Genomic DNA, 26,212 nt, shown 5'->3' with positions numbered 1-26,212 from the left:
TTGATTCGAGATTGTATTTATACGATTAACGGAATTTGTCTGAATTCATCTTCTTCATTACTCTCGATTCCAAGAGCTTTGTAGATGTATTTGAAAGTTGATAATAATTCAGGTTTTCCATCAACTAAAGCAACATCGTGTTCGAAATGCGCACTAGGTTTTCCGTCGGCAGTCAGAATTGTCCAACCATCTTTCAATTGTTTGATGTTTCTAGTTCCCATGTTGATCATTGGCTCGATTGCTACAACCATTCCTTCAACGAACATTTTTCCACGTCCGCGTTTTCCGTAGTTTGGCATTTCTGGTTCTTCGTGCATTTTTTGTCCAACACCGTGTCCAACTAATTCACGAACTACTCCGTAACCGTGAGCTTCAGTATATTTTTGAATCGCATTTCCAACATCTTCCACGCGATTTCCTGCTTTAAATTCTCTAATTCCAACGTAAAGAGATTCTTTAGTAACACGCAAAAGTTTTTTGACTTCTGGAGCAACTTCTCCAATTTCGAAACTATAAGCATGATCTCCGTGGAAACCATTTTTAAAAGCACCACAGTCAACCGAAATTACGTCACCATTTTTTAGAGGAACATTATTTGGAATACCGTGAACAACCTGAGCATTTGGGCTCATACAAAGCGAATTCGGGAAATCGTACAATCCAAGGAAACTTGGAACTGCACCGTGATCACGAATAAATTCTTCGGCTAATTTGTCAAGATATAATGTAGTCACTCCTTCTTTAATTTCAGAAGCAATCATTCCTAATGTTTTTGATACGATCAAAGCACTTTCGCGCATTAATTCGATTTCCTCTCTAGTTTTTTGGATAATCATATTTTTTCCATTTTCAGTTGGCAAAAATACAATTTTATATTATTTTTTTCGCCACGAATTTCACGAATTATCACTAATTGTATATCGTTTAAAAATTCGCTTAAATTTTAATTCGTGATAATTCGTGAAATTCGTGGCTGACAAAAGATAGGGAACACAGGAAGTATCTCAGAAAAAAGCCATAAATTAGTAGTAGAAACACATATAATCATGGAAACTATTACAGATAAAGATATAGCCAAAGTAAAAGCACTGAAGAAAATGAAGCGTAATGCTTTGGGGCTTTTGGGTATTGCAGTGCTGTTGTTTTTAATTGCCATTTATTTTAAGATTCCAATGTTGCAGGCTTTCAGCGAAGCGGCGATGGTGGGCGGAATTGCCGATTGGTTTGCCGTTGTGGCGCTTTTTCGTCATCCGATGGGAATTCCAATTTGGCATACCGCAATTATTCCGACTAAGAAAAATGAAATAGGAGAGAACCTAGGGAACTTTGTTTCTGAGGAATTTCTCGATCGCGAAAAATTAGAAATTAAATTGGACGAATTCAATTTTGCAACTAAGGCATCAGATTGGCTTTCGCACGAGGAAAATGCAAATAAAATTGCTAATTCGGTTACTGTAAGTGTGATTCCGGGAATTTTAAGAACGATTAAAGATGAAGATGTAAAGCGATTTATTCAGGTTCAGTTTAAAGAAAAAATGGAAGGAATAAATTTCGGAAATTGGATAGCCGTTGCATTAGAACCTCTGCAAAAAGGGAATTTGAAAAATCAAATGTTGACGAATCTTCTTGAAGTAATGAGTGATGAATTGACTAATAATAAAGATTTAATCCGGCAAAAAGTGAAAGCTTCAACTCCGTTTTTGAGTTTCGGATTAGCAGACAAAAGCATCACAGAAGGCGTTTTTAACGGCCTGCAGGATTTTTTAAATGAAGCTAAAAAACCAGAAAGCGCAGTTCGTTTAAAAATTGACGAGTACATTTTTAATTTCTTAGAAAAAGTAAAAAACTCCGAAGAAATGCGAATCAAGATCAACGATATGATTTTAAATTTTGTTGGAAAAAAAGAAGTTCAGGATTACATTAACGGAATTTGGGATGAAATAAAATTATCGATTACAAACGATATAAATAAGGGAAATGATTCTTCAATAAAAAATAATATCGCAGATTTGATTCAAACTTTTGGAAACGGAATTAAGGAAGATGCTGTGATGATAGGTAAAATCAACGGATTTATCAAGAATGATTTATTGTCAATGCTTTTGAATAATAAAAAAGTAATTGGAGATTTGATTTCATCAACCGTAAAAAGCTGGGACGGAAAAGAAGTCTCGGAAAAATTAGAATTAGAAATTGGGAAAGATCTTCAATATATTAGGATAAATGGGACTTTAGTTGGTGGATTTATCGGTCTTGTGATTTATGGAGTTGAGCAGCTTTATCATTTTGTTTTTTAAACCATATAGTGATATCAGTAAATATAAATTCATGCTGTTTTCTTTGCGTAGATAAACCATATAAGTTATAAAAGTAAATATAAGTTTAGGCTATTTTCTTTGTGAAAATAAAAACCACATGAGAAGTATAAGTTTAAGTAAGCTTTGAGCTTCTAATAAATGAGCTTATATCACTTATATGGTGTAAAAAAAATTACATTCTGGTATAAAATAGTTCTCGCAAAGACACAGAGACGCAAAGTTTATTATTCTTTGCGACTTAGCTTCTTTGCGAGATTTTTTTTAAGTTCGAATTAAATGAACTTATATAACTTATATGGTTTTAAAAAATTACAAAAGCGAATGACATGTCATTGCATTTGGTTGCTGAACACCCATCAATTCTAAAATTGTTGGAGCGATATCACCTAAAACACCGTTTTGGATGTTTTTCAATTCTTTGTCCACTAAAATAATCGGCACTGGATTTGTTGTGTGCGCAGTATTTGGGCTTCCATCTGGATTAATCATTGTTTCGCAGTTTCCGTGATCGGCAATTACGATTGTCGTGTAATCATTTGCAAGAGCAGCATCGATAACTTTTTTCGCGCAAGCGTCAACAGCTTCACAAGCTTTAATTGCAGCTTCCATAATTCCGGTATGACCAACCATGTCTCCGTTTGCAAAGTTTAAGCACACGAAATCAACTTCGCCTTTGTTCAATTCAGGAACAAGAGCATCAGCAAGTTCGTAAGCACTCATTTCTGGCTGTAAATCATAAGTCGCTACTTTTGGAGAGTTTCTCAAGATTCTTGATTCACCCTCAAAAGGAGTTTCTCTTCCGCCAGAGAAGAAGAAAGTTACGTGAGGATATTTCTCAGTCTCCGCAATTCTGATTTGTTTTTTGCCAGCTTTTTCTAAAACTTCACCAAGAGTTTCGGTGATATTATCTTTATTGTAAACCACTTTCACGTTTTGGTACGTTTCGTCGTAGTTTGTTAATGTTACATAGTACAAGTTTAATTTGTGCATGTTTTGCTCATGGAAATCTTGCTGAGAAAGCGCTTCAGTAAGTTCACGTCCTCTGTCTGTTCTAAAGTTGAAGAAAATTACAACATCGCCTTCCACAATTGTAGCAAGGGGTTTCGCATTTTCGTCAACGATAACAACTGGCTCAATAAACTCATCTGTAACGTCTTTTTCATAACTTGAAAGTACGCTTGCAACAGCATTTGTCGATGGAGTTCCAACGCCATTTACGACTAAGTCATAAGCTAATTTTACGCGCTCCCAACGTTTGTCACGATCCATCGCATAATAACGACCAATGATAGAAGCGATTTTTACCGGAGTATCTTTAATATAATCTTCAAGATCGTGAATATATTTTGCTCCAGATTTTGGATCAACGTCGCGTCCGTCTGTGAAAGCGTGAACGTAAACCTGATCTAAACCATATTCTTGAGAAGCATCGATCAACCCACGTAAGTGTGAAGTATGTGAATGTACACCTCCATCAGAAACTAATCCTAAAAAGTGTACTTTTTTGTTGTTTTCTTTAGCATAAGTAAAAGCGTCAATTAAAACTTGTTCTTTTGCAAGTGTTTTATGTGCTACAGCTAAATTAATTTTTGCCAAATCCTGGTACACAATTCTTCCGGCACCAAGATTCATGTGTCCAACTTCGCTATTTCCCATTTGGCCTTCAGGTAAACCAACGTTTAATCCGTCAGTTCTTAATTGTGCACTTGGGTAATTTTTGTAAAGACTATTTATAAATGGAACATTTGCATTGTCTATTGCAGATACTTTAGGGTCAGGAGATTTTCCCCAACCATCTAAAATCATAAGGATAACTTTTTTGTTCATTACTTTTTGTTTTCTACAAAGATAATTCATTTCTATACTTTGCAAGAGCACAGCAGTACATTTATATTTAATAAAATGAAGCGTATTAAAAAATAATAATTTAATTGCAGAAGCCTTTATTTTTTAAAATTAATTCACGCTAAGCTCGCTTTCTGAACTTATTTTTGACAGCATTATAGTCAATAAAGTATTTTACACTGACTGAAAAAACGTGTTTTAATGCATCGTTATTTAGCAAAGCTGTTACGTTGTCTTTGTATTGCTTGTCAATAACGCGTTCAAAATTATCGGCACTATTGCGGTACAATACAGAAACCTGGCTACCTGGTGCAAACCACCATGAATATGATAAATCGGCATTCCAAGAATAAAAGCTTGAATTTTTATTGTCGGTATATTCAGGATACGGAGTCAAAGTTCCATCTTGTTCTAATTGTAAAATGTCTTTATTTTCAGCATATGACCAATATTGTCTCACTGATAAATTAAAAGTCATCGTGCTGTTCAAAGCATATTTTCCGCCAATTGTATTCGAGTAAGTAATTACATTTCGGTTGGCAAAAACAATGTCGTTTGGAGTGGCTTCATTATCGTCTCCATCTACGCTGTCAATGTAGCCTTTGTTGTTGTTTTTTCTAAAAAAGCTAAAATAATAGGTCAGTAAAAGTTTGTCATTAAAGCGATATCTAGGTCCCACATCAACTCCATAAGCAATTCTTCCCGGTTCATCTGCAACTGCAATTGATGGATTTAAATCTAATGCAAACTTATTATTGTAATTAGTCGAAATACTTCCCCAAGCCTCAATTTTTTTTGGAATAATAACATATCTTTTGTCAGCTCTTGGCTCGTAATAATCATGTGATTCCATTGGATAAAGGGTTATTCCTCCACCAAAATAATTGTTTTTTACAGTAGTCAAGTTTACATTCACATTAATACTGTTGTCTTGAACCAATCCGGATTCTTTATTGAATTCGGCATACATATTATAATTGATTCTAAAGCTATTGAAATGCTTGGTTGGATTTAGGATTCGATAATTGGCATTTCCGTAAAAGTTGTAGTAATTCGTGTAAAAATTAATCCCAAGATCATTTGGGTCATAATCTTTGGTCACAAAATCAGAACCGATACTGTAGCGGTATTTTCCGCTAGTTTCGGCAAAACCAATCGTTGTAAAAACGCCATTTTTATCTTCTTCTTTATTGATGTGGCTGTATTTTGCATTTCCGTATAAACTGTAGGTGTTTGCTTTTGTGTTTAAGTCCCAAGCCAAACCTGTTACGTTTGCATCTCTATAATGCCCATTTCTCGTAACATTAGTATTGATAAAAGTAACCGAAGAATTTTTGCGGAAACGCTGATCAAGGACCAAAACATTATAATTGGTCAGAGGTTCAATAACGACTTGTCTAGTCTCGTTTGAAATTGTATCTTTTATCGTAGCATACGTTTTTTCGGTAACAGCATTTAAAACGCCAATCCCTAAGCCATTTTTTGTTCTTCCTGAAACTTTTAAAGCATTGATTAGATTGACATTTTGAACAGTCTCAATGAGTTCTTCATTTTCATTTAAGTCTGGATCAACTGATGGACTTCCGCCAATTCTTCTCGAATAAAAAATATTTCCTTTGTTGAATAAATCAGTTCCTTCGGTGAAAAAGGCACGATTTTCATTGAATTGTTGTTCAAACGGGCTCAAATTAAGGATTTGATCATCGTATTTTGTTTGTCCAAAATCAGGAATCAGAATCGCATCAAGCGTAAAAGCGTCATTAATTCCGTATTTAATGTCCATGCCACCTTTCATTGTACCGTATGTTTTTTGTCCGTCGGCTGCGTTTAAATAATAGGAAGCATAAGGCAAAAAGAATAATCGGGTAGGAGGTTTGATGTTTTCAATTCCTGCTAATTCACCATTTTGCTGGGTAAACGTTCCAATTTTGGTATCAATTAAATTCCAAGTATATTTTTTGCGTTCACGTTTTACCTCTCTAAAAAAGTTGATTCCCCAAGTTTGCTTGTTTTCTGCAGAAAAGCGTAAAGCCGCGTACGGAAGTTTAATTTCAACAATCCAGCCTTTGTCGGTAATTCGGGCCTTGCTTAGCCAAACAGCATCCCAAGAATAATCTTCTCCAATGGCGTCAGTCATAATACAATCACCTTGAACATCAGCGGCAGAGACAAAAAACTCAAAATTTTGTTGCCCGTCATTGAATCCATTTACAAAAACGCCAAAGATATCAGCCGTTCCAAAATTGTCACGCTGTGATATTTCCTTTAAAATTTTATTTGGCTCATCATCATACATCATGGCGCCTATATAAATGGCGTCATTATTATAAAGCACTTTAATTTCGGTTTTTTTCCCTTCTGGAATTGGTTTCCCGTTGTCAGGCTCAAACATGATGAAATTTGTTGCAATTGGCGCATTTTCCCAAGCCACTTCGTCTAACTTTCCATCAATTGAAATGGACTCCACAGTCGATTGTGCCTGTAGCGATTTCTTTTGGCTGTAACACCAAAAAGACATTAGAAGAAGACTTAAGAAAACTAATTTTTTCATGAAAATAATGATGGGGAAATGAGTGCTCAAAATATATTAATGCTGTAATAGACTTCGATTAGTTTTAATTGTTACAGTTTTAAAAGCCAAAAATAGTCTTTAATTATATTTTCCTTAAGAAAATGCCTAAAAACGTTTAGATTTTATGTGGTGGTAAATATCTTACAAAAAAATCAGTTTTTCGACTAAAATGCAAAGTTTTTACTATTATTCTGTTAAAATTTAAGTAAAAAAGCACTGAATCAGTAGATTGGGTTCATTTCGCTATATTTTTTTTATATTTTTGCCCTACCCAAATTTATGTATTAACCTAAAGAAATTCAATGATTTACAAAATTTATCCCTTGTTTGTGTTTTTTCTATTGTCTTTTGGTAAAGATTCAAAAAGCACTCCCGAAATTAAAACTGCAACTGTAAAAAGTATAGCTAAGGTTGAAAAACTAACAGTTGATGCTAAAATTGAAAATGTATATGAAAATTTGAATGCAAACCATTTTCAGTTGCCAGAACTTAAAATTTTTTCTGAAGCTTTAAAAGGATTCTATCTTTTGAAAGAAAGAGGAGTAATCCAAAAAGATGTTTTAACGTTGATTGATTTTAGTTTGTCATCAAACAGTAAACGTCTTTGGGTTATTGATTTATCGACTAATACAATTTTATTTCAGTCATTAGTAGCACACGGAAGAAATACTGGTGAAGAATTTGCTTCTTCGTTTTCAAATACAAATTCGTCTTATAAAAGCAGCTTAGGTTTTTATGCTACTGGTGAAACGTATCAAGGAAAACACGGTGCTTCTTTACGTCTTGATGGATTAGAAAAAGGTTTTAACAGTAATGCTCGTGAAAGAGGTGTTGTGATGCATGGCGCAGATTATGTATCGGAAGCTTTTATTAAAGCGCATAGAAGATTAGGCAGAAGCCAAGGTTGTCCTGCAATCCCTTTTGAATTGAGAGATGAAATAATTGATGCTATAAAAGGAAAATCGTGTTTGTATATCTATCATCCGTCAAGAACTTTTGCGATGGAAGAAAAGCTAATTTCTTAATTTAGCATACAAATCCGAATCAAGATTATAAATATCAGCTCTGAAAATGAGCTGATTTTTTTTGCTCCAAGCTGTCCAATACCATTGATACAAAGCGTATTTTTTTACGATTTTGACACTTGTTGTTTTTTTGGAAGCAATAATAGTGTCGATTTTTTCTCTTGAAAATCGTGTAGAATCTGCTAAAATATGTGCTGCCAGTTCCAACGGATTTTCAACACGAACACAACCTGAACTCAGCGAGCGATTGCTTCTCCCAAAATAATTGCGGTGATTTGTATCATGAAGATAAACACTATGGTGATTAGGGAATAGAATTTTCATTACACCAAGTGAGTTGTTGTAGCCAGGACTTTGAATATATCTATAATTACCAGGTTTATTTTCGTTCCATTTATTTGGCTCAACTACATTTCCAGCAGTATCATATATAGTTATGCTTTTATTGGCTAAATAATTCCGATTTCGTTTCATTGCCGGCACCACATCTTCTTTTAAAATTGTTGGCGGAACGGTCCAAGTCGGATTAAAAACAATCGTTCTTAAGGTTGATGTTATTATAGGAGTTTTTCTTTTGCTGGTTCCAACCACGACATTTCTAACCAAGGTTGTGTCTTGATCTTCAACTACATTTAAGCTGTAATCAGGAATGTTTATGATAAAATAATTTTCGGCGAAATCAGCTGTAAACCATCTCCAACGTTCTAAATTGGCAATGATTTGCTGTTTTCTTTTTTCTTTTGAATAATTTAAGGCATTAATAGTTCCCTGGCCAATAACACCGTCAGTCGCTAAGCCGTGACGTTCTTGAAATCTTTTGATTGATTCAAATGTCTTGTTGTCGTAGATTTTGGTAAAGCTGCTATCTTTTCCAGTCATGTCTCCCCAAAACAGCAGTCTTTTTTTGATGTTGATTAGCGCAGCATTGCTTTCGTTTAAAATTATTTTTTTTGTCAAAGAATCTGTAGTTATCTTTTCAATGTTGTCGTCTGGAAATGTATTGATGATTTCAAGCGCTTTTAAAAGCTCTTTGTAAGTTTCAGATTTTGGCTGAATATTATCGACAATACTGTCTAATTTGTTTTTATTGAAAGCTTTAATGAGAACATCATTTACATCAAGAACTTTTTCTTCCAAATCCCAATCGGTGTAGATTGTTTTAGGATCTAGTTTTCCTTTGAAAAGATGATTCAGGTATTTTTCAAAATTATAAGTCAGTAAAATATCATAAGTCGCCAAGTCGGTATCACTTAGTGAAGCAATTTGCTTTTCAAATTTTTGCAATTGTGAAGCTTTGTAATCTTCGGGTTCTAAGCCAAGTTTGTCTGCGTTTTGAAGCTGAGACAAAATGTAAGTTCTCTTTTTTAAGTTTCCCCAAACAGTTTTATTTTCAGATGAATTATAAAACTGTTTGAGGGTTTCGCTTTTGTAAGCGCCTATTATAGCGGTGTCAATTTCAACTTTTCTTTCGTCAGTAAGTATGATTATGGGGGGCTTTTTTTTGACAATAGGAATGATTTTTGGCTCCTCTTTTTTACAGCCAAAAAACAAACATATCACTAAAAGAAAGTAAAGTTTTTTCATTTTATAATTTTTTATACATCAAGTAATGTTCGCCAACATCCTTAATGTCAAAAGGTTCTCCTAAAACCTCATAATTCATTTTTTTATAAAAGCCAACAGCGGCAGTTCTTGCGTTAAACCAAATCAATTGTACTTTATTTTCATTGCAGTAATTTTCGCAATGTTTGACAAGAGCTTCTCCAAATCCTTTTTTTTGATGGGTATCTAAAACCGCCATTCCGCGAATCTGAGCTTGATTTTTTGCGGCAAATATAGAGTTGATTTGTGAAAATAATGAAATTATTCCTGTTAAATTTTCATTTTCAAATAGTCCGAAATGATGTGTTGTCTCTAAATCATCGCCTTCAAAGATGCAACTTTCGATAGGTTTTCCTGCTCTTAATACAGGTTGACGAACGGCGTAAGTTTCTTTTGATGGGATTTCTTTAATAATAGTCATGATTTTTTTTAATTTTTTTTAATTTATAACTTTTTAATTTTAAATGTGTTATAAATTATTGTTGATTTTTATTGATTTTTTTTACCAAAAAGCTTGTTTTGAACTTAACTTTCTTTTTATATTTGCACCACCAATGCGAAAGTAGCTCAGTTGGTAGAGCTCCAGCCTTCCAAGCTGGTTGTCGCGAGTTCGAGCCTCGTCTTTCGCTCTAAAATAAATAATTTTAGATTTTATTTTTTTAGAAATTAAAATTATTTATATTTGCAGCATAAATGCGAAAGTAGCTCAGTTGGTAGAGCTCCAGCCTTCCAAGCTGGTTGTCGCGAGTTCGAGCCTCGTCTTTCGCTCTTCAAAAGCCTCAAACATTGTTTGAGGCTTTTTTGTTTTTGCTCTTTTGAAACCATATAAGTTATATAAGTAAAGTAAGTTTTTAGTTAAGCTTAAATTAATGAACTAATATAACTTATATGGTTGAAAAATTATTTTAAAGTGCTTAAATCGCTTTCAGTTTCCAGTTCTATTGGAGCTTCGTTTTGTTTGAATAAACGTGCTGTCAGATTCCCTTTTAAAGTGATTTCCTCACCTTTGACTTCCAGCCAGCTTCCTTCTCGTAAGCCTAAAACGGGAATCGAATTAAAAGCATGGAATTCTTTGATTCTGGTTTCGCGCGTTTCGCCCATGTGTTTCGACTGTAAATCTGGATCTAAATAATGCGGATTTAGATTGAATGGAATCAATCCTAAGGTTTGAAAACTTGGTGGGTAGATAATAGGCATATCATTTGTTGTTTGCATCGAAAGACCGCAAATGTTGCTGCCGGCACTTGTTCCAAGATAAGGAGTTCCATTTTTTACAGTTTCTGCAAGAAGTTGCATGATGTTGTGCCTGTAAAGTTGCGTAACTAGCAAAAATGTGTTGCCTCCGCCTGTAAAAATTCCTTCTGCATTTTTAATGGCTTCTTGAGCGTCTTCAAATTCGTGAATTCCTTTAACAGAAATATCGATAGTTGCAAAAGCTTCAGAAACTTTTTGAGTATAGTCATCGTGCGAAATGCCGCTCGGGCGTGCGTACGGGATAAATAAAAGATTTTTGCAATTTTTAAAATGTGATTGTAGTGTAGGCAGTAAATACTCTAAATAACTGCCTTCGTGGAGAGTAGAAGTGCTTGCAATGATAACGCTTTTCATAATTTTTAAAATCAGATTCTGTAGGTTAAAGGTATTAAAAAGTCTCTTTTTGATAATGATTGGCAATGTTTAATTAACATATTTTTACCAAGTCCTTAATACTAAATTTGGAACACATTAAGATATTTTTACGGCTTTAAGAATAGTTTTAAATTTTTATCATTTTGATTAATAAAATTGCCTGTTTTTTGTTAGTGGTTTGGGGACAGAATACTAGTTCTCAAGTTCAGGATAAAACCGTAATCACTGGAAAAATTACTTCTAATAATTTTGATTTGGAAGGCGTTTACGTGATTAATGCCCAGACTGAAGCAATGACTGTTACTGATGCTGCTGGAGGTTTTTCGATTTTAGCAAATGTGGGAGAAACACTGGTTTTTTCATCAATCCAGTTTAAGGAAAAGAGAGTTTTGTTAACTGCTGATAATTTTTCGGATCTTAATTTCACTGTAAAATTAAATATGGTCATGCATCAACTACAGGAAGTTGTGGTCAGAAATTATAATGGAATAAATGCTGAGACGCTAGGAATTGTGCCGTATGGTCAAAAAACATATACGCAGGCCGAACGTAAATTGCGTACAGCTACTGCTTTGAATCCCGAAGGGAGCTCGCCAACAGACGGGAGGCTGGAGGCTGGAGGATCAATATCTGCAGATCCTTTATTTAATTTTATGTCTGGACGTACTGCAATGTTGAAAAAAGAATTGGCAGTGGAGAAAAAAGAGGCATTTATGAAGCTTTTAGAAAAAATGTTTTCGCTTGAACATTTTGTCGACCGCTTAAAAATTCCGCTCGAATATGTAAAAGGTTTTGAGTATTATGCTGTTGAGAATGATAAGTTTACTGTTGTTTTAAATTCAAAGAATAAGACTTCTACAGAATTTTTATTGGCAGAATTAGCAACTAAATATAAAGAAATGATTGCGAGTGAAATCAAATAATACTTTGCATATAATTCTTTTTTTGGTTTTGGCTGAATTCAGTTATGGGCAAGATGTGGACAGAAAAGAAATTTTAGGAGAGATTTTTGAAGGTTCTGTTTCTATTGAAGGCGTGAATGTTATTAATGCTAATTCTCAAATTGCCAAAGTTTCGGATAGAAACGGTATGTTTTCTATTCCTGTTAAAAAAGGGGATGTTTTGGTTTTTTCGGCAGTTAGTCTCGATTCGCTTAAGCGTGAAATTACAACGGAAGACTTGAAAGTGGGGAAACTATTTGTTAAAATGGTAGTGAACAAAATAGAGTTAAAAGAGGTGGTTGTAAATACAGGTATTACTGCAGAAAATCTCGGAATTGTTCCCCATGGGCAAAAGACATTTACGCCAGCAGAACGAAAGCTTGCCACTGCAGGAGATTTTAAGCCTGTTCATTTACTTGGGTTGTTGGGTGGCTCTTTTGAATTGGATCCGCTTCTTAATAAAATAAATGGCAGAACAAAAAAACTGAAAGAACTGGTGGAGATCGAAAGAAAAGAAATGAACATCGTACAATTGGGTTACCTGTTTGAAGATGCCTATTTTACAGATTATTTGAAAATTCCTTCTGAGTATGTTCTTGGATTTAAATTTTATTTTGTTGAAAGTCAAGACGTAAGCCTTCTTTTAACAGAGAAAGACAAAACAAAACTAACTCCATTGTTGGCGGAGTCAGCTTTAAAATACAATGAAATAATTTCAGGTGAAACCAAATAAGACTTTACATATAATTCTTTTTCTTTTTTTTGCTCAATTCGTTGCTGGGCAAAATTTGGTTAGAAAAGAAATTTTAGGGCAGATTTTTGAAAAGTCAACTTCTGTCAATGGTGTTACTATTGTCAATAATACAACGCAATTCACTACAATTTCTGATGAAAACGGAATGTTTTCTATTGTTGTTAAGGAAGGAGATGTTTTGGTGTTTTCATCTGTCAATTTAGATCCGCTAAAACATAGAATTACTGCCGAAGATTTGATTTCTGAAAAAATTCAGATCAAAATGACGGCCAAAGAAATTGAGTTGAAGGAGGTTGTTGTAAATGAAAATCCCTCTATTACTACTGAAAACCTTGGAATTGTCCCGCATGGACAAAAAACGTACACGCCTGCTGAGAGAAAAGTTTACACAGCCACTTCGACCTCAATTGATAAATTGCTGAATAAGATTTCTGGTCGTACTGCAATGCTTAAAAAAGAAGTAGTTGTCGAGAAAAAAGAAATGCTTTTCAGAAAATTGGAATATCTTTTTGAAGAAAATTATTATACTGACCGATTGAAAATTCCTGTTGATGATATTAAAGGATTTCAATTATTTTGTGTGGATGATGCTCAATTTGCCGTATCTTTGAATACAAAGAACAAAACAATGAGTATGTTTTTAATCACAGATTTAGCTAGAAAGTATTTAATAATTCTCGAAAATGAAAAATAAATTAGGAATATTCGTTGTTTGCTTGTTTTGTCAAATTGCATTAGGGCAAAACTCTAGGATATCACTGCATGGGCAAGTGGTGAATTCGTCATTATCAATTGAAAGCGGTTATGTAATGAATATTAATGCAAATAGCAGAACTTTTATTGGTTCTGGTGGTTTGTTTGATATTTTGGCAAAACCAAAAGATACATTGGTATTTACAGGAATGGCTTTTCAATCAAAAAAAATTGTGTTGACTGAAAAGGATTGTGCAGAAATTCTTTTTGTAGTGCCATTGGAGTTAGTAAATAACCAATTGAAAGAAGTTGTTGTTCACAAGGAACTAAAAGTTAAATCATTAGGAGTTGGCTCACAGGCAATTGTCGATATGCAGTTTGAAGACGACAAGCAGTCAACTGCAAAAAATACGGCAATGTATTCTGATCAAACCATAAAATACGGAACTGATTTTGTTCGAATATTCAAAGATGTCAAAAAGCTTTTGAGGAAAAAGGATGATGTTAAAGAAGAAGAAATATCAGATATTGCTTTTGTGGCATATGCAAAAGATAACTTCCAACCAGATTTTTTTACAAAAACCTTAGGATTGAAAGAAGATGAAATTGACTTGTTTTTAATGTATTGTTCCAATGATCCAGAATCGAAAAGACACGTTGATCCAGATCAAAAATTTGAATTGATCGACTTTTTGATCAATAAAAATAAGGAATTCAAAAAATCGAATGTTGTTGAAAAATGAAAAAAAGATCGATTTACCCCTTAATTGGGGTTTTATTTTTATTGCTTTCGGCGTTTGCATTTCATAAGTTTTATATGGGGGTTTTTCAGGTAAATTATGCTGCCGAAAAAAAAATGATTCAAATTACATCCCGCATTTTTGTAGATGATCTAAACAACGGATTGGAAAAAAAATACCATAAAAAAACTTTTATTGGTACCGAAAAAGAAACTCCAGAAGATGTAGAGCTTCTTAAAAAATATTTAGCAGAAAACTTTGTAATAAAAGTAAATGGTCAAACAAAAGCAATAACCTTTTTATCTAAAGAAATAGAGTCTGGAGAGGTTTTGGTTTGTTATTCCAGAATAAAGGATGTTGAGAAATTTAAAACACTTGAGATCCAAAACACGATTTTGGTAGATTGGAACGCTGAGCAACAAAACATTACACATATTTCAGCATTTGGCACAAAAAAGAGTGTGCTTTTTACAGAATCTTCAAGGAAAGAAGTGTTAAAGTATTAATAGAAAAGAGAAATTATCATTTTAATTGTTATTTTCACACCCTGATAAAATTACCATTAAATTTTTATGAAAAAACTTTCATTATTATTACTTTTTCCTGCAATGCTAGTTGCCCAGGATAAAGCCAATACTCCAGCAGTTCAAAGACAGCAAGGAAAGTACGACACAAACAAGTTCAGTCAAATGTATGATTTGCTGGCAACTCCAAATATGTTTCGTACAGCATCTGGAGCACCGGGCCCAGCCTACTACCAACAACAGGCAGATTATAAAATTGATATCGAACTTGATGATAAAAATTCAAAAATAACAGGTTCTGAGGTTATTACTTATACTAATAATTCACCAGACAGTTTAGAGTATTTATGGATTCAATTGGATCAAAACCAAGCTCGCGCTAATACGCAAAGTACTTTAGCAGAAAGCGAAAAAATCAATCAGGTTTTGCCATTGGATGGTTTTTCAAGCAAATATTTGAAAAAAGATTTAGAACGCGGATTCAATATTGAGCAGGTAAAAGACGCAAAAGGAAATCCGATGTCATATACAATCAATGAAACTATGATGCGTATTAATCTTGCATCACCTTTAAAGCCTGGAGAAAAAATTTCTTTAGCTATTAAATGGTGGTACAACGTTAATAATTATAGAAAAGAAGGCGGACGTTCTGGTTACGAATTATTTGAAAAAGACGGAAATAAATTATATGTAATTGCGCAGTTCTATCCTAGAATGGCAGTTTATAATGATGTTGAAGGATGGCAAAATATGCAGTTCTGGGGAAGTGGAGAGTTTGCTCTTCCTTTCGGAAACTTTGATGTAAATATCACAGTTCCTGCTGATCACGTAATTGATGCAACAGGAGAATTGATGAACAGAAGCGAAGTTTTTACTGCTGAGCAAGTAAAACGTTACGAGCAGGCTCAAAAATCTTTTGACAAACCTGTTGTAATTGTAACTCAAGCTGAAGCTGAAGCGGCTGAAAAAGGTTTTTCTGAAAAGAAAAAAACTTGGAAATTCAGCGCAAAGAATGTTCGCGATTTCGGAATTGCTTCTTCAAGAAAATTCATTTATGATGCAATGGCTGTAAAATTAGGAGGCAAAATTGTTATGGCTGAATCGGTTTATCCTAAAGAAGCAAATCCGCTTTGGGGAGAAACTTCAACAATGACAGTTGCACATACTTTGAAAAGCTATTCATCTCATACTTTTGATTATCCTTATCCAAAGGCGGTTTCTGTTTCAGCAGAAGATCAAGGAATGGAATATCCAATGATTTGCTGGAATTTTGGTCGTCCTGATGAAAATGGAGTAACAAGCAAAGAAGTTAAAAACGGAATGATTGGTGTTGTTATTCATGAAGTTGGGCACACTTTTTTCCCGATGATTGTAAACTCAGACGAGCGTCAATGGACTTGGATGGATGAAGGATTGAATTCATTTTTAGAATACTTGGCTGAACAAGAATTAGATCCAACTTTCCCATCAAGACGCGGACCTGCAAAAAATATTGTTCCTTATATGAGTGGTGACCAAAAGTTTTTAGAGCCAATTATGTCAAACTCTGAAACGATTCACCAATTTGGAAATAACGCTTACGGAAAACCAGCTACAGGTCTTAATATTTTAAGAGAAGTTGTAATGGGGAGAGAATTGTTTGATTACGCTTTTAGAACGTACGCAAACAGATGGAAATTTAAGCACCCAACTCCAGAGGATTTCTTCAGAACTATGGAAGATGCTTCGGCTGTTGATTTGGATTGGTTCTGGAGAGGATGGTTCTATTCAACTGATTTCGTAGACATCGGAATTAAAGAGGTGAAACAATATTACGTTTCTGAAACTCCAACTGCAGATTTAAAAGATGTTAAAGTTAGAAAAGGACGTTTTGGTTTAGATAAAGGACCTTTTGTTTACTTAGTTTCTGGAGATAATGCGGAAGTTAGCGCATCAAGCAAAAAAGCTTTAAAAGTTGAGGATGTAAAATTATTATCAGATTACGTAAATCAAACTTTTACAGCAGAAGAAAAAGCAGGTCTGAAATCTCCAAAATATTTCTACGAAGTAGAGTTCAATAAGCCAGGAGGAATGATTATGCCAATCTTAGTTGAGATTACTTATGAAGATGGTTCAAAAGATAATTATCAATATCCTGCACAAATCTGGAGAAAAAATAACGATACCGCTAAAAAAGTTTATGCAACTTCAAAAGCAATCAAAAGTATCCAAATTGATCCAAAATTAATGACTGCTGATATTGATGTAACCAACAACGCTTGGCCGAAAGCAGAAGAAAAATCAAAATTTGATTAAGAATAAACTTAAAAAGACTCTTAAAAGAGTCTTTTTTTTTAAGTAAATTTTAAAACTCTACGCAGCAAAATTTAATATCTTTGTGACCACGTAAAAATAAAAGATATGTTCGGTATAGGAGGAGGAGAATTAGTTTTCATACTGTTTATAGTGCTAATGCTTTTTGGTTCAGATAAAGTGCCAGAAATTGCCCGTACAATGGGAAAAGCAATGGCACAATTAAAGAATGCCACTAATGATATTAAAAGCGAAATTCAAAAGGGAGCTGAGGCAAATGGTCTTGACACCAAATCGCTTAATAGTATAACAGGCAATATCAATGCTCAGATCAATGAAGCTAAATCTAATATTATAGGAGATTCGGGTAATCTTTTGGGAGATACAGCTACAGAAATCGACAAAGTAAAAGAAGATATTGATTCACTTTCAGGACCTATAAAACGTCAAATGTAATATGCTTGAAAAAATACAAGAATTAGATACAAATCTCTTCGTGTATCTGAATGGTTTAGGTTCTGAAACATACGACAAACTTTGGCTGATTATTACACAACAGTTGTATTGGACACCACTTTTCTTATTGATGTTTTATCTTATTTATAAAAAAATAGGAGGAAAACAAACCTTGTATTTGTTGCTTTTCATAGCAGTTTTAATTGCTTTTACAGATCAGACTTGTAATTTATTTAAACACACTTTTGAACGCTTGCGTCCTTGCAATAACCCAGAACTTAATTCATTTATAAGAGTTGTTCAGGTCAGAAAATCATATAGTTTCTTTTCTGGTCATGCTGCAAATACGATGGCTGTTGCAACCTTTTTATATTTGGTTTTAAAAAGCCGTTTTAAGTATTTAGGATTCATCTTTTTATGGCCTTTAATTTTTGCATATAGCCGAATTTATTTAGGATTGCATTATCCAGGTGATATCCTTGCTGGTTATTTCTTCGGTGCTCTTTTTGGGTCGTTAATTTATTTGGTTTACAGAAAGTTGAAACCACAATATTTTCCGGGATAATTTTTTAAGAGGCTAAGATTTTAAGTTGCTGAGATACTAAGTTTTTTTAAATATCGAACTATTAAATTATATGAATTGCCTCCAGCTTTAGCTGGAGAATTTAATAAAAGCTTATATCGAAAAGGCTTTAGCCAAAATACAGTAGGTATTTGGCTAAAGCCTTTTTTATAAAAGAAAACACTAAGGTTCTTAGAATCTTAGCACTTAAAAATTAAAGTACGCGACTCACTGTCAACCCATCACGAATAGGCAATAAAACTGTTTCAACGCGAGGATCATCTTTCAAAAGTTGGTTGTACTCTAAGAGAACTTTTGTACTCACATCATTAGGATGAACTGGTTCCAGAATTTTTCCGCTCCACAAAACATTATCAGATAAAATAATGCCGCCTTTATTCATTTTCGGAACAATCATTTCCCAGTAATTTAGGTAGTTTTCTTTGTCGGCATCAATAAAAACCAAATCAAACTTTATATCCAAAGTAGGAATAATGTCAATGGCTTCACCCAAATGTTGGAAAATTTGATTTCCCCAAGGTGAGGCGTCAAAATATTTTCTTTGAAAATCAACCAATTCTTCCTTGATGTCAATAGTGTGCAATTGACCAGTCTCCTGCATTCCTTCGCATAAACATAAAGCTGCATAACCAGTGTAAGTACCAATTTCAAGAATGTTTACAGGGCGAATAAGTTTAGAAAGCATGCTTAACACTCGACCTTGAAAATGTCCGCTCAGCATTCTGGGCAAAAGAATTTTTTGATAGGTCTCTTTGTTGAGTTTTGCTAATAACGCTGGTTCGTTTTCAGAATGCTGTTCGATGTAATCTTCTAATTCTTGTGATATAAAATGCATTTGCAGAGTCTTATTAATTTGAAGCAAAAATACAAAATTATAAGCTCTAATATTAGGGCATAAAAAAACCATTCGTTTTAGGCGAATGGTTTTGGATTTGATTTTAAATGAAATTATTTTTTCAATGCTTCATTCACTTCTTTTGCTGTTTTTACAGTTCCGTCTTTTGCTGCTTTTGCTGCATTTTCAACTTTTTCTGCTCCTTTTTTAGTAGCATCTTTTACATCATCTGCAGCCTTTTTGGTTGCATTCTTAACATCCTGAGCCGCACTTTCAGTTTTGCTTACTGCGCTGTCTTTTACTTCTTCAATATCTGAAGTTAATGAATCAACTTTGTTTCCAAGTGTTAATTCGTCCTCTGCAGGTTTTGGTTCTTTTTTCTCGCATGATTGAATGGCGAATGCTAATAAAGCAACAACAGCTAAGCTTAAAATTTGTTTTTTCATAATGAATTGTCTTTTTAGGTTTATTAAAATAATATAAGGTTATATCGCCGAAAAACATAAAATTACAAATTTTAAAATTAGTGCGCGCTTTGTAAGATTATTTTTCCTTAAATGTGCAAGACAATTCTTGTGCCAAAATTTTCTGTTGGAATAGAAACCGATTTATTTAGGATTTTTTTAAGTATTTTTTTCTCAAGCCATTTTTATTTGATTACCAAAACATTTTCATTTCTTGCAAAATCAGTTAAAGTAATATTGAAAAGAACTGTAATTTCCTTTCCAGCACGCACTACTCCAAGAGCTGCCGATGGAGGAGTCATTTCAAAATCAGTAAAAGTCATTTTGTTTGTGCCTTGTAGTACCAAAGTGCTGCTGTCATTTGTAGTTGCTTTTACTTGCGTTTTAAAGTCTTTATTTACACCAGCAATAGTGTATGTTCCGTTGAAAATCCAAGTTGTTTCATTTACTTTTTCAGCTGATTTTAAAGTGTATTTGATGTTTTTATGCGTTTTAGTGTCCAAGGTTTCATAAGCGACATCATCCATGCTGGTTTTGCTGCTTTTTATGCTTTCAGCTGGCAATGTAATAGTTAGGTTTTTAATGTCGACAAGTCTTGAATCGGTGATAGTTAAAATAGCGCTTCCGGTACCATCTGAAGATCGTATTACCCAGTCGTGTATATTAGAAGTTCCTGCAACTTCAAAAGTTGATTTTGTGAGAGAATATCTTTTTTGTGCATTTACTTGTAGAGATAATGTAATTACTACGGCTAATAAAATTGATTTGATCGTTTTCATTTGAATGTGGTATTTAGTTAAACTAGATAGTTTGTGATTCCTATCTTTTTTCTTGAGTCAAAGGTATTGTGAACAAATCGCAGCGGAACTGATAAAAATCATGGTTATAATTTTATTAAAAACTTATACTAATGGAGAAATACTTATCTCTTTGTTAGTATAAGTTTTAGTATAAAATAGTATTTGTTTTTAATTTTTGTAAAGAATAAAATTTATAACAATGTCATCTTTTACCTTTATTAGGCCGCCCATTTTTACTGGTGGAACTAGTTCAAGATCAGAAAATTTTAGATTGAGCGTTCCCTGAATCTTGTTATCAGAATTGTATAGAATAAAATCATTGTATTTTAAGGTTTTATCCGTTACAATAAAATTGAGTTTGCATTTGTAATTTTTACCATTTGGTTTTACGTCAGTTATGCAAACTACACTGTTGGGGAACTTTTGGACTTTAACTGTACCTTGCAGATCTTTAGTCATTATTTTATTTCCACAATCGAAACTCGACATTTTGATTGCAGTATTAAAAGTGTTTTTTTTATTTGAATTTATATAAATCGTATCTTTTATAGAAAAAGTATTTGAGCAATTATATTTGCCTACAGTTGATATTCCTGTAATTTCTATTTTTATTTTGTTTATTAGCAAGGTTGTATCATCTGTTAAAGAAGAGGGTTTAGCACTTCCTAAGAAAAAGAAAACTACTAAACCCGTAATTAAAAAAATAAATCTATTAGGCATGCTGTCAAAACAAGATTACAGCCTCGAACATTAATCCTTTAAAGCTGCCGCCAAAAAGATCGTTTGGAGTTGCTCCGTTAAATTGAGAGAAGTTTTTATAGTTTTGATCAACATACTCTAATTTTGCCAGAACATTTTTAGTCATAAACCAACCAGCAGCAGCTTCAAATCGATTTATTTGAATTGCTTCTGCGTTTGCATTAGCTAATTTTCCGTCAACTAAGTTATATTTCCCGCCTACATAAAATCTTTCTCCTTGGCCAAAGCGATAAACTAAATCTCCAACATATTGATTTACTTTGCGAGTATCATCGGTCCCTTTAAAATCTCCTCCAGAGGTAAATTCTAATGTTCCAAAAAATTCCAAACCTTTATATTTGATAAAAGGGTTTACCATGTAAGATGTTGCCCAGTTTCCATAAGCAGGATTAAATCTGCCTGTGTCTTTATTTGCAGTTGGGTCAAAGTTATTTGCCACAGTACTTACAATAGCTCCTGTATTAGGATTTACAATATTATATTCAGAATGACTCATAACACCGTAAAAACGGCTTCCTGCTCGGTCAGAAGCATATAAATTTCCGCTAGAATTTGCAGTGTGATAGAAAGAACCAGTCAATCTAATTCTTAAATCTTCATTGATCTGTTTATCCCAGCCTAATTTAGCTAGTATAGAAGGGCTTATTGTGCTATTGTTATTTGGTTTTGCAGGCGTAGGAGTAGCTGCTACAATTTCTTGAACATTTTGATTCAATTTAGAGTTTGTAACGCCAATCATGCTTACAAAACCTGATCTGTTGTAATAAACTTCTGCTCCCATTTCTGTAATAAAAGCATCCATGATATTGTTTCCCACGAACGGATTCATAAAGGCATTCCCGTTGTCAGATCTTCTAAAGTGAGCGTCACCATAGTTGTTCTCCATCTGACCAATTTTAATCGTGGTGTACTTCATGAAATCAGCAAGGAAATCTTTCTTGATGAAATCTAATTTATCAATTTGTAAATAACCTCCTTTTACCCAGGTTTCATTATGATGACGCGAAGCTAGATACACATCTAAGTTTACACGAACACCGTCATACAATTGAGCACCAATGGTGAAATTTGCATTCGGTAAATTGAAATTATTCTCCAGGTTATTTAATCTGTAATTTGGTGCTGTGGCAATATTTTTTTGATCATTAAAAGAATTTAAAGCTTGAAACTGCAATGCAAAGGCAGCGCCCATGTCTACGCTTAAACCTTTGTAAGCAACAGTATCTTTTTTTACATCAAATTGATTAATGCCTTTTTGATTTCTGGGGATTTGGTTTTGAATATGTCCAAAACTAACTTGTGCATTAACCGCAAATGTTGTTGTTAAAGCAATCAATAAAGTATGAATTTTTTTCATGGCTGTTATAAGTTAAAATATAAATTAAATTTCAAGGTCAAATCTTGACCCGTTTTGATAGTGCCTAGCAGAGCAGTTGGCGATTTCATTCCAAAATCAGCAAACGTTATTTTGTTAGATCCCTGCATACTCAATCCATCTTTTGTAATGGCTGTTTTTACGGTAGTTTTGTAAATTTTGCTAACTCCGGCAATTGTGTATGTTCCGGTTAGTTCCCAAGTTGTTTCGTTAATTTTTTCTGCAGATTTTAAAGCATATTTAATGGATTTGTTTTTATCTGTTTTCAGAGTTTCGTAAGCGACTTTATCCATACTTTTTTTCTCACTTTTAATGCTTTCTGCTAAAAGAACAATAGCAATAGATTCAATTTCAGATAACTTTCCATTTGTGATTGTAAAATTGGCTGTCCCAGTTCCTGAGCTAGATTTCATTTCCCAATCATGGAGTGTTGAAGTTCCTGATACTGAAAATGTTGATTTGTTGTCTAGAGCATATGATTTTTGCGCAACGACAAATGATGTAATTCCAAAAAATGTGACTAACGACATTAACAATTTTAATTTTATTGCTTTCATTTTGAATTGATTTTTAAATTATAGTCTAGTATCATGCGCATTTACTAACCTTGATTCAAATGTATTTTGATTTATGTGGTATTTTTATGACAAAAATCATTGTTAAAGCTTTATTAAAATTGTATTTATAACTACAACGATTTCATTCGTTTCGTTTTCGTTAAGTGTTAAAAAAGATTGGCTGAATTCTTCTTTTTAGAGTGTTTTTAAATGTTAATTTTTTCAATTTTAAAGATTGGTTCTTTCTTTATTCTTTTAGAAATGAACAAATACTTAACTTTGCATCATGCAAATCGAGAAAAAAGACATAAGAGCTTTATCAAAAGAACAGTTGCGCGATTTTTTTGTCGAAAATAATGACAAAGCTTTCCGCGGAAATCAAGTTTATGAATGGCTTTGGAGCAAAGGAGCACATAGTTTTGAAGACATGACCAATGTTGCCAAAACAACGCGTACAATGCTTGAGGAGAATTTTGTTATCAATCATATTAAGGTTGATACTATGCAACGCAGCAGTGACGGAACAGTTAAAAATGCCGTTCGCTTGCATGATGGCTTGGTGGTAGAATCGGTTTTGATTCCAACAGAAACGAGAACTACTGCTTGTGTTTCTAGTCAAGTAGGTTGTAGTTTGGATTGTAATTTTTGCGCAACTGCAAGATTAAAACGTATGAGAAATCTGGAGCCAGGCGAAATTTACGACCAGATTTTGGCAATCGACAAAGAAAGCCGTTTGTATTACAATCATCCGCTTTCAAATATTGTTTTTATGGGAATGGGAGAGCCTTTAATGAATTATAACAATGTTATTAAGGCGATCGATATGGTTACATCATCTGAGGGTTTAGGAATGTCGCCAAAACGAATTATGGTTTCGACTTCAGGAATTCCGAAAATGATCAAAAAAATGGCCGATGATGAAGTGAAGTTCAAATTGGCAGTTTCGCTGCACTCTGCAATTGACGAAACGCGTGCGAAGATTATGCCTTTCAGCAAAAATTTCCCTTTGAAAGATTTGCGCGAAGCATTAGAATATTGGTACAGAAAAACAAAAAGCAAAGTATCATACGAGTATGTAGTTTGGAAAGGAATAAACGACGATAAGGCCTCAGTTGACGCGTTGGTTAAATTCTGCAAATATGTGCCTTGTAAAGTCAATTTAATTGAATATAATCCAATTGACGACGGAGAGTTTCAGCAAGCCTCAGAGGAATCTATTATGGCTTATATAAAAGCATTGGAAAATATTGGAGTAGTGGTAAAAGTTAGACGTAGCCGAGGGAAAGATATTGATGCTGCTTGTGGGCAATTAGCAAATAAAGAAGCCTAATTTTATATTTTTAGGATAAACAAAAAAGCATTAAAAACGAGAAATCTTGTTTTTAATGCTTTTTTTTTGGGCAAAAAGGATTCTTATTTTTTCAAATCAACTTCTTCTGTTACGCCATCTTTTGTAATTGTTGCAAGTGTATCGCATGTTCCGTCGCCATAATCAACAACAGCCGTAGCTCCGTTTTTGGTTACAGACAATACTCCTTTTACAGCAACAGATCTTTTGCATGATGCTTTAAATTGCAGTGGAGTTGTAATTTCGGCAGAAAAAGTATCTCCGTTAGGGAAAGTCGTTGTACTGCTTCCAGTTACTAAATATGCATTATCATCCCAGTTGAACCAAGTGTCAAAGCCTTCAACTTGTTCCTTAACTAGTGTGCCTTTTCGAGTATAAACGCCTCCGTCATCAAAAGTAATTGTCATATCGATTGCGGCTGTAAAAACGGGATGTGCCGTTGCAAGCAAATCGGTTGTTTTTACTGTTCGTACTATGCTTTTGCTTCCTTGAAGTTTTTTTCCATTGTGATAAAATCCGTCAAAAGTATAACTAATTGTTTGTGTGGATGAAGCAAAATCATTGGAGAAAGAAATAACCATTTTTCCTTTTACCGTATTTCCGTTTTCAAGCGTACAGCCTTCTACGCCAAAATCGACAGTTCTTGTCCAGGTGTTGTTAGTTAATACTGTTGTAATTGTAGCACAACTCGGAAGGAAATTTTTTACCGGTCCGCTTGGTTTTGAAGTTACGTTTTGTTGTGCGCTAAACTGATCTTCGGCAATATTTGTTACATCATCAATTGAGGCATCAATTTTTGAATTTTTGATGATTTCATCTTTTGTAATTGTCGCAGATGATGATCCGTCATTTGTTTTTTCGTCAGAGTTACAGCTGGCAAAAAAAGATAAAGCGGCTAATGTTCCAATAAAGAAAATTTTTGTTTTCATAATAAATTAGTTTTACGTGATTTTAATTAATGAATTCAAATTAGGCTTTAACTAGAAATGTGTTTTTTGGTGGTGAATTTATATTAGTGTACAAATTGTTGATATACTAACATAAAATTGATAACGTTTTTTTATTTAAAATAGTATATTTGGAATCGAAATGAATATTACTTCCCAAATAAAACAGCCCATTTTTAACGAGATGGAACTTTTCGAAAAAAAGTTCCATGAATCGATGACTTCAAAGGTTGCATTGCTGAACCGAATTACCTACTATATTGTAAATCGGAAAGGAAAGCAAATGCGTCCAATGTTTGTTTTTTTGACGGCAAAAATGGTCTCTGGAGGTGTTGTAAATGAGAGAACTTATCGAGGTGCTTCGGTAATCGAATTGATTCATACGGCTACTTTAGTTCACGATGATGTGGTGGACGACAGTAATCGTCGTCGCGGATTTTTCTCAATCAATGCACTTTGGAAAAATAAAATTGCTGTTTTAGTTGGAGATTATTTGCTTTCAAAAGGATTGTTATTGTCAATCGACAATGGCGATTTTGATTTGCTTCGAATTATTTCTGTAGCCGTTCGAGAAATGAGCGAAGGCGAGTTGCTTCAAATAGAAAAAGCCCGAAGACTCGATATTACCGAAGATGTTTATTACAAAATTATCCGTAAGAAAACCGCAACGCTTATTGCGGCTTGTTGTGCGCTTGGCGCAAAAGCTGTAATTGAAGATGACGCTCAGGTTGAAAACATGCGCAAATTCGGAGAATTGATCGGAATGGCTTTTCAAATCAAAGATGATTTATTTGATTACAGCGAAGAAGCTATCGGGAAACCAACAGGAATCGATATCAAAGAACAAAAAATGACTTTGCCGTTAATTCATGTTTTAAATACTTGCACGCCACAAGAAAAAAAGTGGCTGATCAATTCCATCAAAAACCATAACAAAGACAAAAAACGCGTAAAAGAAGTTATTGCTTTTGTAAAAAATAATAATGGTTTGGCTTACGCCGAAAACAAAATGGTCGAATTCCAGCAGGAAGCGCTATCTCTTCTTCAAAACTTCGAAGATTCAGAATATAAAGAGGCGTTGACTTTGATGGTGAACTACGTAATCGAAAGAAAAAAATAATTTTTTAATTAGATAATTAGAAAATTTGTCAAT

At 33.8% G+C, this 26,212-nt stretch carries 25 protein-coding genes and 2 tRNA genes; 14 read left to right on the top strand and 13 right to left on the bottom strand.

The window, feature by feature from the left end:
* Window positions 1-17: 17 nt before the first annotated feature.
* On the bottom strand, window positions 18-836 hold the full coding sequence (map, locus tag H600_RS0120905) for a type I methionyl aminopeptidase (RefSeq protein ID WP_026730616.1): 819 nt from the start codon (window positions 834-836) through the stop codon (window positions 18-20).
* Window positions 837-1,046: 210 nt separating this feature from the next.
* Here map and H600_RS0120900 point away from each other — a divergent pair, with 210 nt between their 5' ends.
* On the top strand, window positions 1,047-2,297 hold the full coding sequence (locus tag H600_RS0120900) for a DUF445 domain-containing protein (protein ID WP_026730615.1): 1,251 nt from the start codon (window positions 1,047-1,049) through the stop codon (window positions 2,295-2,297).
* A 330-nt stretch (window positions 2,298-2,627) separates the two neighbouring features.
* Here H600_RS0120900 and gpmI read toward each other — a convergent pair whose 3' ends face one another.
* A complete protein-coding gene (gene gpmI, locus H600_RS0120895; protein WP_026730614.1) occupies window positions 2,628-4,145 on the bottom strand; it encodes a 2,3-bisphosphoglycerate-independent phosphoglycerate mutase in 1,518 nt (505 codons plus the stop codon).
* Between the two features lie 139 nt (window positions 4,146-4,284).
* Window positions 4,285-6,714, bottom strand: coding sequence for a DUF5916 domain-containing protein (locus tag H600_RS0120890; protein WP_026730613.1), 2,430 nt, complete (start codon window positions 6,712-6,714; stop codon window positions 4,285-4,287).
* 323 nt (window positions 6,715-7,037) lie between these two features.
* Between H600_RS0120890 and H600_RS0120885 the strand changes: the two genes are divergently transcribed.
* The gene (locus H600_RS0120885; RefSeq protein ID WP_026730612.1) at window positions 7,038-7,760 is read left to right on the top strand and encodes a murein L,D-transpeptidase catalytic domain family protein; all 723 of its coding nucleotides are present in this window, start codon (window positions 7,038-7,040) and stop codon (window positions 7,758-7,760) included.
* On the opposite strand, the gene H600_RS0120880 is transcribed toward H600_RS0120885, so the two are convergent.
* On the bottom strand, window positions 7,749-9,344 hold the full coding sequence (locus tag H600_RS0120880) for a L,D-transpeptidase family protein (protein WP_026730611.1): 1,596 nt from the start codon (window positions 9,342-9,344) through the stop codon (window positions 7,749-7,751). The two genes, H600_RS0120885 and H600_RS0120880, sit on opposite strands and share 12 nt — an antisense overlap.
* Window position 9,345: 1 nt before the next feature.
* Window positions 9,346-9,783: a GNAT family N-acetyltransferase gene (locus H600_RS0120875; protein WP_026730610.1), complete on the bottom strand. Its 438-nt coding sequence runs from the start codon at window positions 9,781-9,783 to the stop codon at window positions 9,346-9,348.
* Between the two features lie 135 nt (window positions 9,784-9,918).
* Here H600_RS0120875 and H600_RS0120870 point away from each other — a divergent pair.
* Together H600_RS0120870 and H600_RS0120865 are read left to right on the top strand one after the other, a co-directional pair.
* Window positions 9,919-9,991 (top strand) — tRNA-Gly (locus H600_RS0120870).
* A 66-nt stretch (window positions 9,992-10,057) separates the two neighbouring features.
* Window positions 10,058-10,130, top strand: a tRNA-Gly gene (locus H600_RS0120865).
* A gap of 132 nt (window positions 10,131-10,262) precedes the next feature.
* Here the strand turns inward: H600_RS0120865 and pepE are convergent.
* On the bottom strand, window positions 10,263-10,970 hold the full coding sequence (pepE, locus tag H600_RS0120860; RefSeq protein ID WP_026730609.1) for a dipeptidase PepE: 708 nt from the start codon (window positions 10,968-10,970) through the stop codon (window positions 10,263-10,265).
* Between the two features lie 164 nt (window positions 10,971-11,134).
* On the opposite strand from pepE, the gene H600_RS0120855 reads away from it, so the two are divergent.
* The 8 genes from H600_RS0120855 to H600_RS0120820 all read left to right on the top strand — a co-directional run bounded on the left by H600_RS0120855 (window position 11,135) and on the right by H600_RS0120820 (window position 17,956).
* Window positions 11,135-11,914, top strand: a complete 780-nt coding sequence (locus H600_RS0120855; protein ID WP_157509960.1) for a carboxypeptidase-like regulatory domain-containing protein — start codon at window positions 11,135-11,137, stop codon at window positions 11,912-11,914.
* Window positions 11,901-12,665: a carboxypeptidase-like regulatory domain-containing protein gene (locus H600_RS0120850; RefSeq protein ID WP_026730607.1), complete on the top strand. Its 765-nt coding sequence runs from the start codon at window positions 11,901-11,903 to the stop codon at window positions 12,663-12,665. The genes H600_RS0120855 and H600_RS0120850 overlap by 14 nt, the downstream gene beginning before the upstream one ends.
* Before the next feature lie 55 nt (window positions 12,666-12,720).
* On the top strand, window positions 12,721-13,380 hold the full coding sequence (locus H600_RS0120845) for a carboxypeptidase-like regulatory domain-containing protein (RefSeq protein ID WP_245176610.1): 660 nt from the start codon (window positions 12,721-12,723) through the stop codon (window positions 13,378-13,380).
* Entirely contained in the window at window positions 13,370-14,122 is a 753-nt protein-coding gene (gene bamP, locus H600_RS0120840; RefSeq protein ID WP_026730605.1) for a BamP family beta-barrel-assembly machinery protein, read from the top strand. The genes H600_RS0120845 and bamP overlap by 11 nt, the downstream gene beginning before the upstream one ends.
* Window positions 14,119-14,625, top strand: a complete 507-nt coding sequence (locus tag H600_RS0120835) for a DUF6702 family protein (protein ID WP_026730604.1) — start codon at window positions 14,119-14,121, stop codon at window positions 14,623-14,625. Before bamP ends, H600_RS0120835 begins: the two co-directional genes overlap by 4 nt.
* A gap of 66 nt (window positions 14,626-14,691) precedes the next feature.
* Window positions 14,692-16,938: a M1 family metallopeptidase gene (locus H600_RS0120830; RefSeq protein WP_026730603.1), complete on the top strand. Its 2,247-nt coding sequence runs from the start codon at window positions 14,692-14,694 to the stop codon at window positions 16,936-16,938.
* 105 nt (window positions 16,939-17,043) lie between these two features.
* On the top strand, window positions 17,044-17,391 hold the full coding sequence (locus tag H600_RS0120825; protein WP_026730602.1) for a Sec-independent protein translocase subunit TatA/TatB: 348 nt from the start codon (window positions 17,044-17,046) through the stop codon (window positions 17,389-17,391).
* A 1-nt stretch (window position 17,392) separates the two neighbouring features.
* The gene (locus H600_RS0120820; RefSeq protein ID WP_026730601.1) at window positions 17,393-17,956 is read left to right on the top strand and encodes a phosphatase PAP2 family protein; all 564 of its coding nucleotides are present in this window, start codon (window positions 17,393-17,395) and stop codon (window positions 17,954-17,956) included.
* Window positions 17,957-18,167: 211 nt separating this feature from the next.
* On the opposite strand, the gene H600_RS0120815 is transcribed toward H600_RS0120820, so the two are convergent.
* The 6 genes from H600_RS0120815 to H600_RS0120790 all read right to left on the bottom strand — a co-directional run bounded on the left by H600_RS0120815 (window position 18,168) and on the right by H600_RS0120790 (window position 22,764).
* A complete protein-coding gene (locus H600_RS0120815; protein WP_026730600.1) occupies window positions 18,168-18,809 on the bottom strand; it encodes an O-methyltransferase in 642 nt (213 codons plus the stop codon).
* A 113-nt stretch (window positions 18,810-18,922) separates the two neighbouring features.
* Window positions 18,923-19,255 (bottom strand): hypothetical protein, encoded by a 333-nt coding sequence (locus H600_RS0120810; RefSeq protein WP_026730599.1) that lies wholly within the window; start codon window positions 19,253-19,255, stop codon window positions 18,923-18,925.
* Between the two features lie 203 nt (window positions 19,256-19,458).
* Window positions 19,459-20,052, bottom strand: coding sequence for a YceI family protein (locus tag H600_RS22380; RefSeq protein WP_035108797.1), 594 nt, complete (start codon window positions 20,050-20,052; stop codon window positions 19,459-19,461).
* Between the two features lie 189 nt (window positions 20,053-20,241).
* Window positions 20,242-20,793, bottom strand: coding sequence for a hypothetical protein (locus H600_RS0120800; RefSeq protein ID WP_026730598.1), 552 nt, complete (start codon window positions 20,791-20,793; stop codon window positions 20,242-20,244).
* Between the two features lie 4 nt (window positions 20,794-20,797).
* Window positions 20,798-22,189 (bottom strand): hypothetical protein, encoded by a 1,392-nt coding sequence (locus H600_RS0120795; RefSeq protein ID WP_026730597.1) that lies wholly within the window; start codon window positions 22,187-22,189, stop codon window positions 20,798-20,800.
* 5 nt (window positions 22,190-22,194) lie between these two features.
* On the bottom strand, window positions 22,195-22,764 hold the full coding sequence (locus tag H600_RS0120790; RefSeq protein ID WP_026730596.1) for a YceI family protein: 570 nt from the start codon (window positions 22,762-22,764) through the stop codon (window positions 22,195-22,197).
* A 286-nt stretch (window positions 22,765-23,050) separates the two neighbouring features.
* Here H600_RS0120790 and rlmN point away from each other — a divergent pair, with 286 nt between their 5' ends.
* On the top strand, window positions 23,051-24,094 hold the full coding sequence (gene rlmN / locus H600_RS0120785) for a dual-specificity RNA methyltransferase RlmN (RefSeq protein ID WP_026730595.1): 1,044 nt from the start codon (window positions 23,051-23,053) through the stop codon (window positions 24,092-24,094).
* Window positions 24,095-24,177: 83 nt separating this feature from the next.
* On the opposite strand, the gene H600_RS0120780 is transcribed toward rlmN, so the two are convergent.
* Complete coding sequence (locus tag H600_RS0120780) at window positions 24,178-25,041, bottom strand: hypothetical protein (protein ID WP_026730594.1); 864 nt, start codon at window positions 25,039-25,041, stop codon at window positions 24,178-24,180.
* Window positions 25,042-25,201: 160 nt separating this feature from the next.
* Between H600_RS0120780 and H600_RS0120775 the strand changes: the two genes are divergently transcribed.
* Window positions 25,202-26,179 carry a polyprenyl synthetase family protein gene (locus H600_RS0120775; protein ID WP_026730593.1) on the top strand — a complete coding sequence of 326 codons (978 nt, stop codon included), beginning with the start codon at window positions 25,202-25,204 and terminating at the stop codon, window positions 26,177-26,179.
* Window positions 26,180-26,212 lie beyond the last annotated feature (33 nt).

Origin of the sequence: Flavobacterium denitrificans DSM 15936 (assembly GCF_000425445.1) — a bacterium.
Taxonomy (GTDB): domain Bacteria; phylum Bacteroidota; class Bacteroidia; order Flavobacteriales; family Flavobacteriaceae; genus Flavobacterium; species Flavobacterium denitrificans.
The sequence above is the reverse complement of the archived record's forward strand: the minus strand, read 5'-3'. Positions and strand labels throughout refer to the sequence as shown.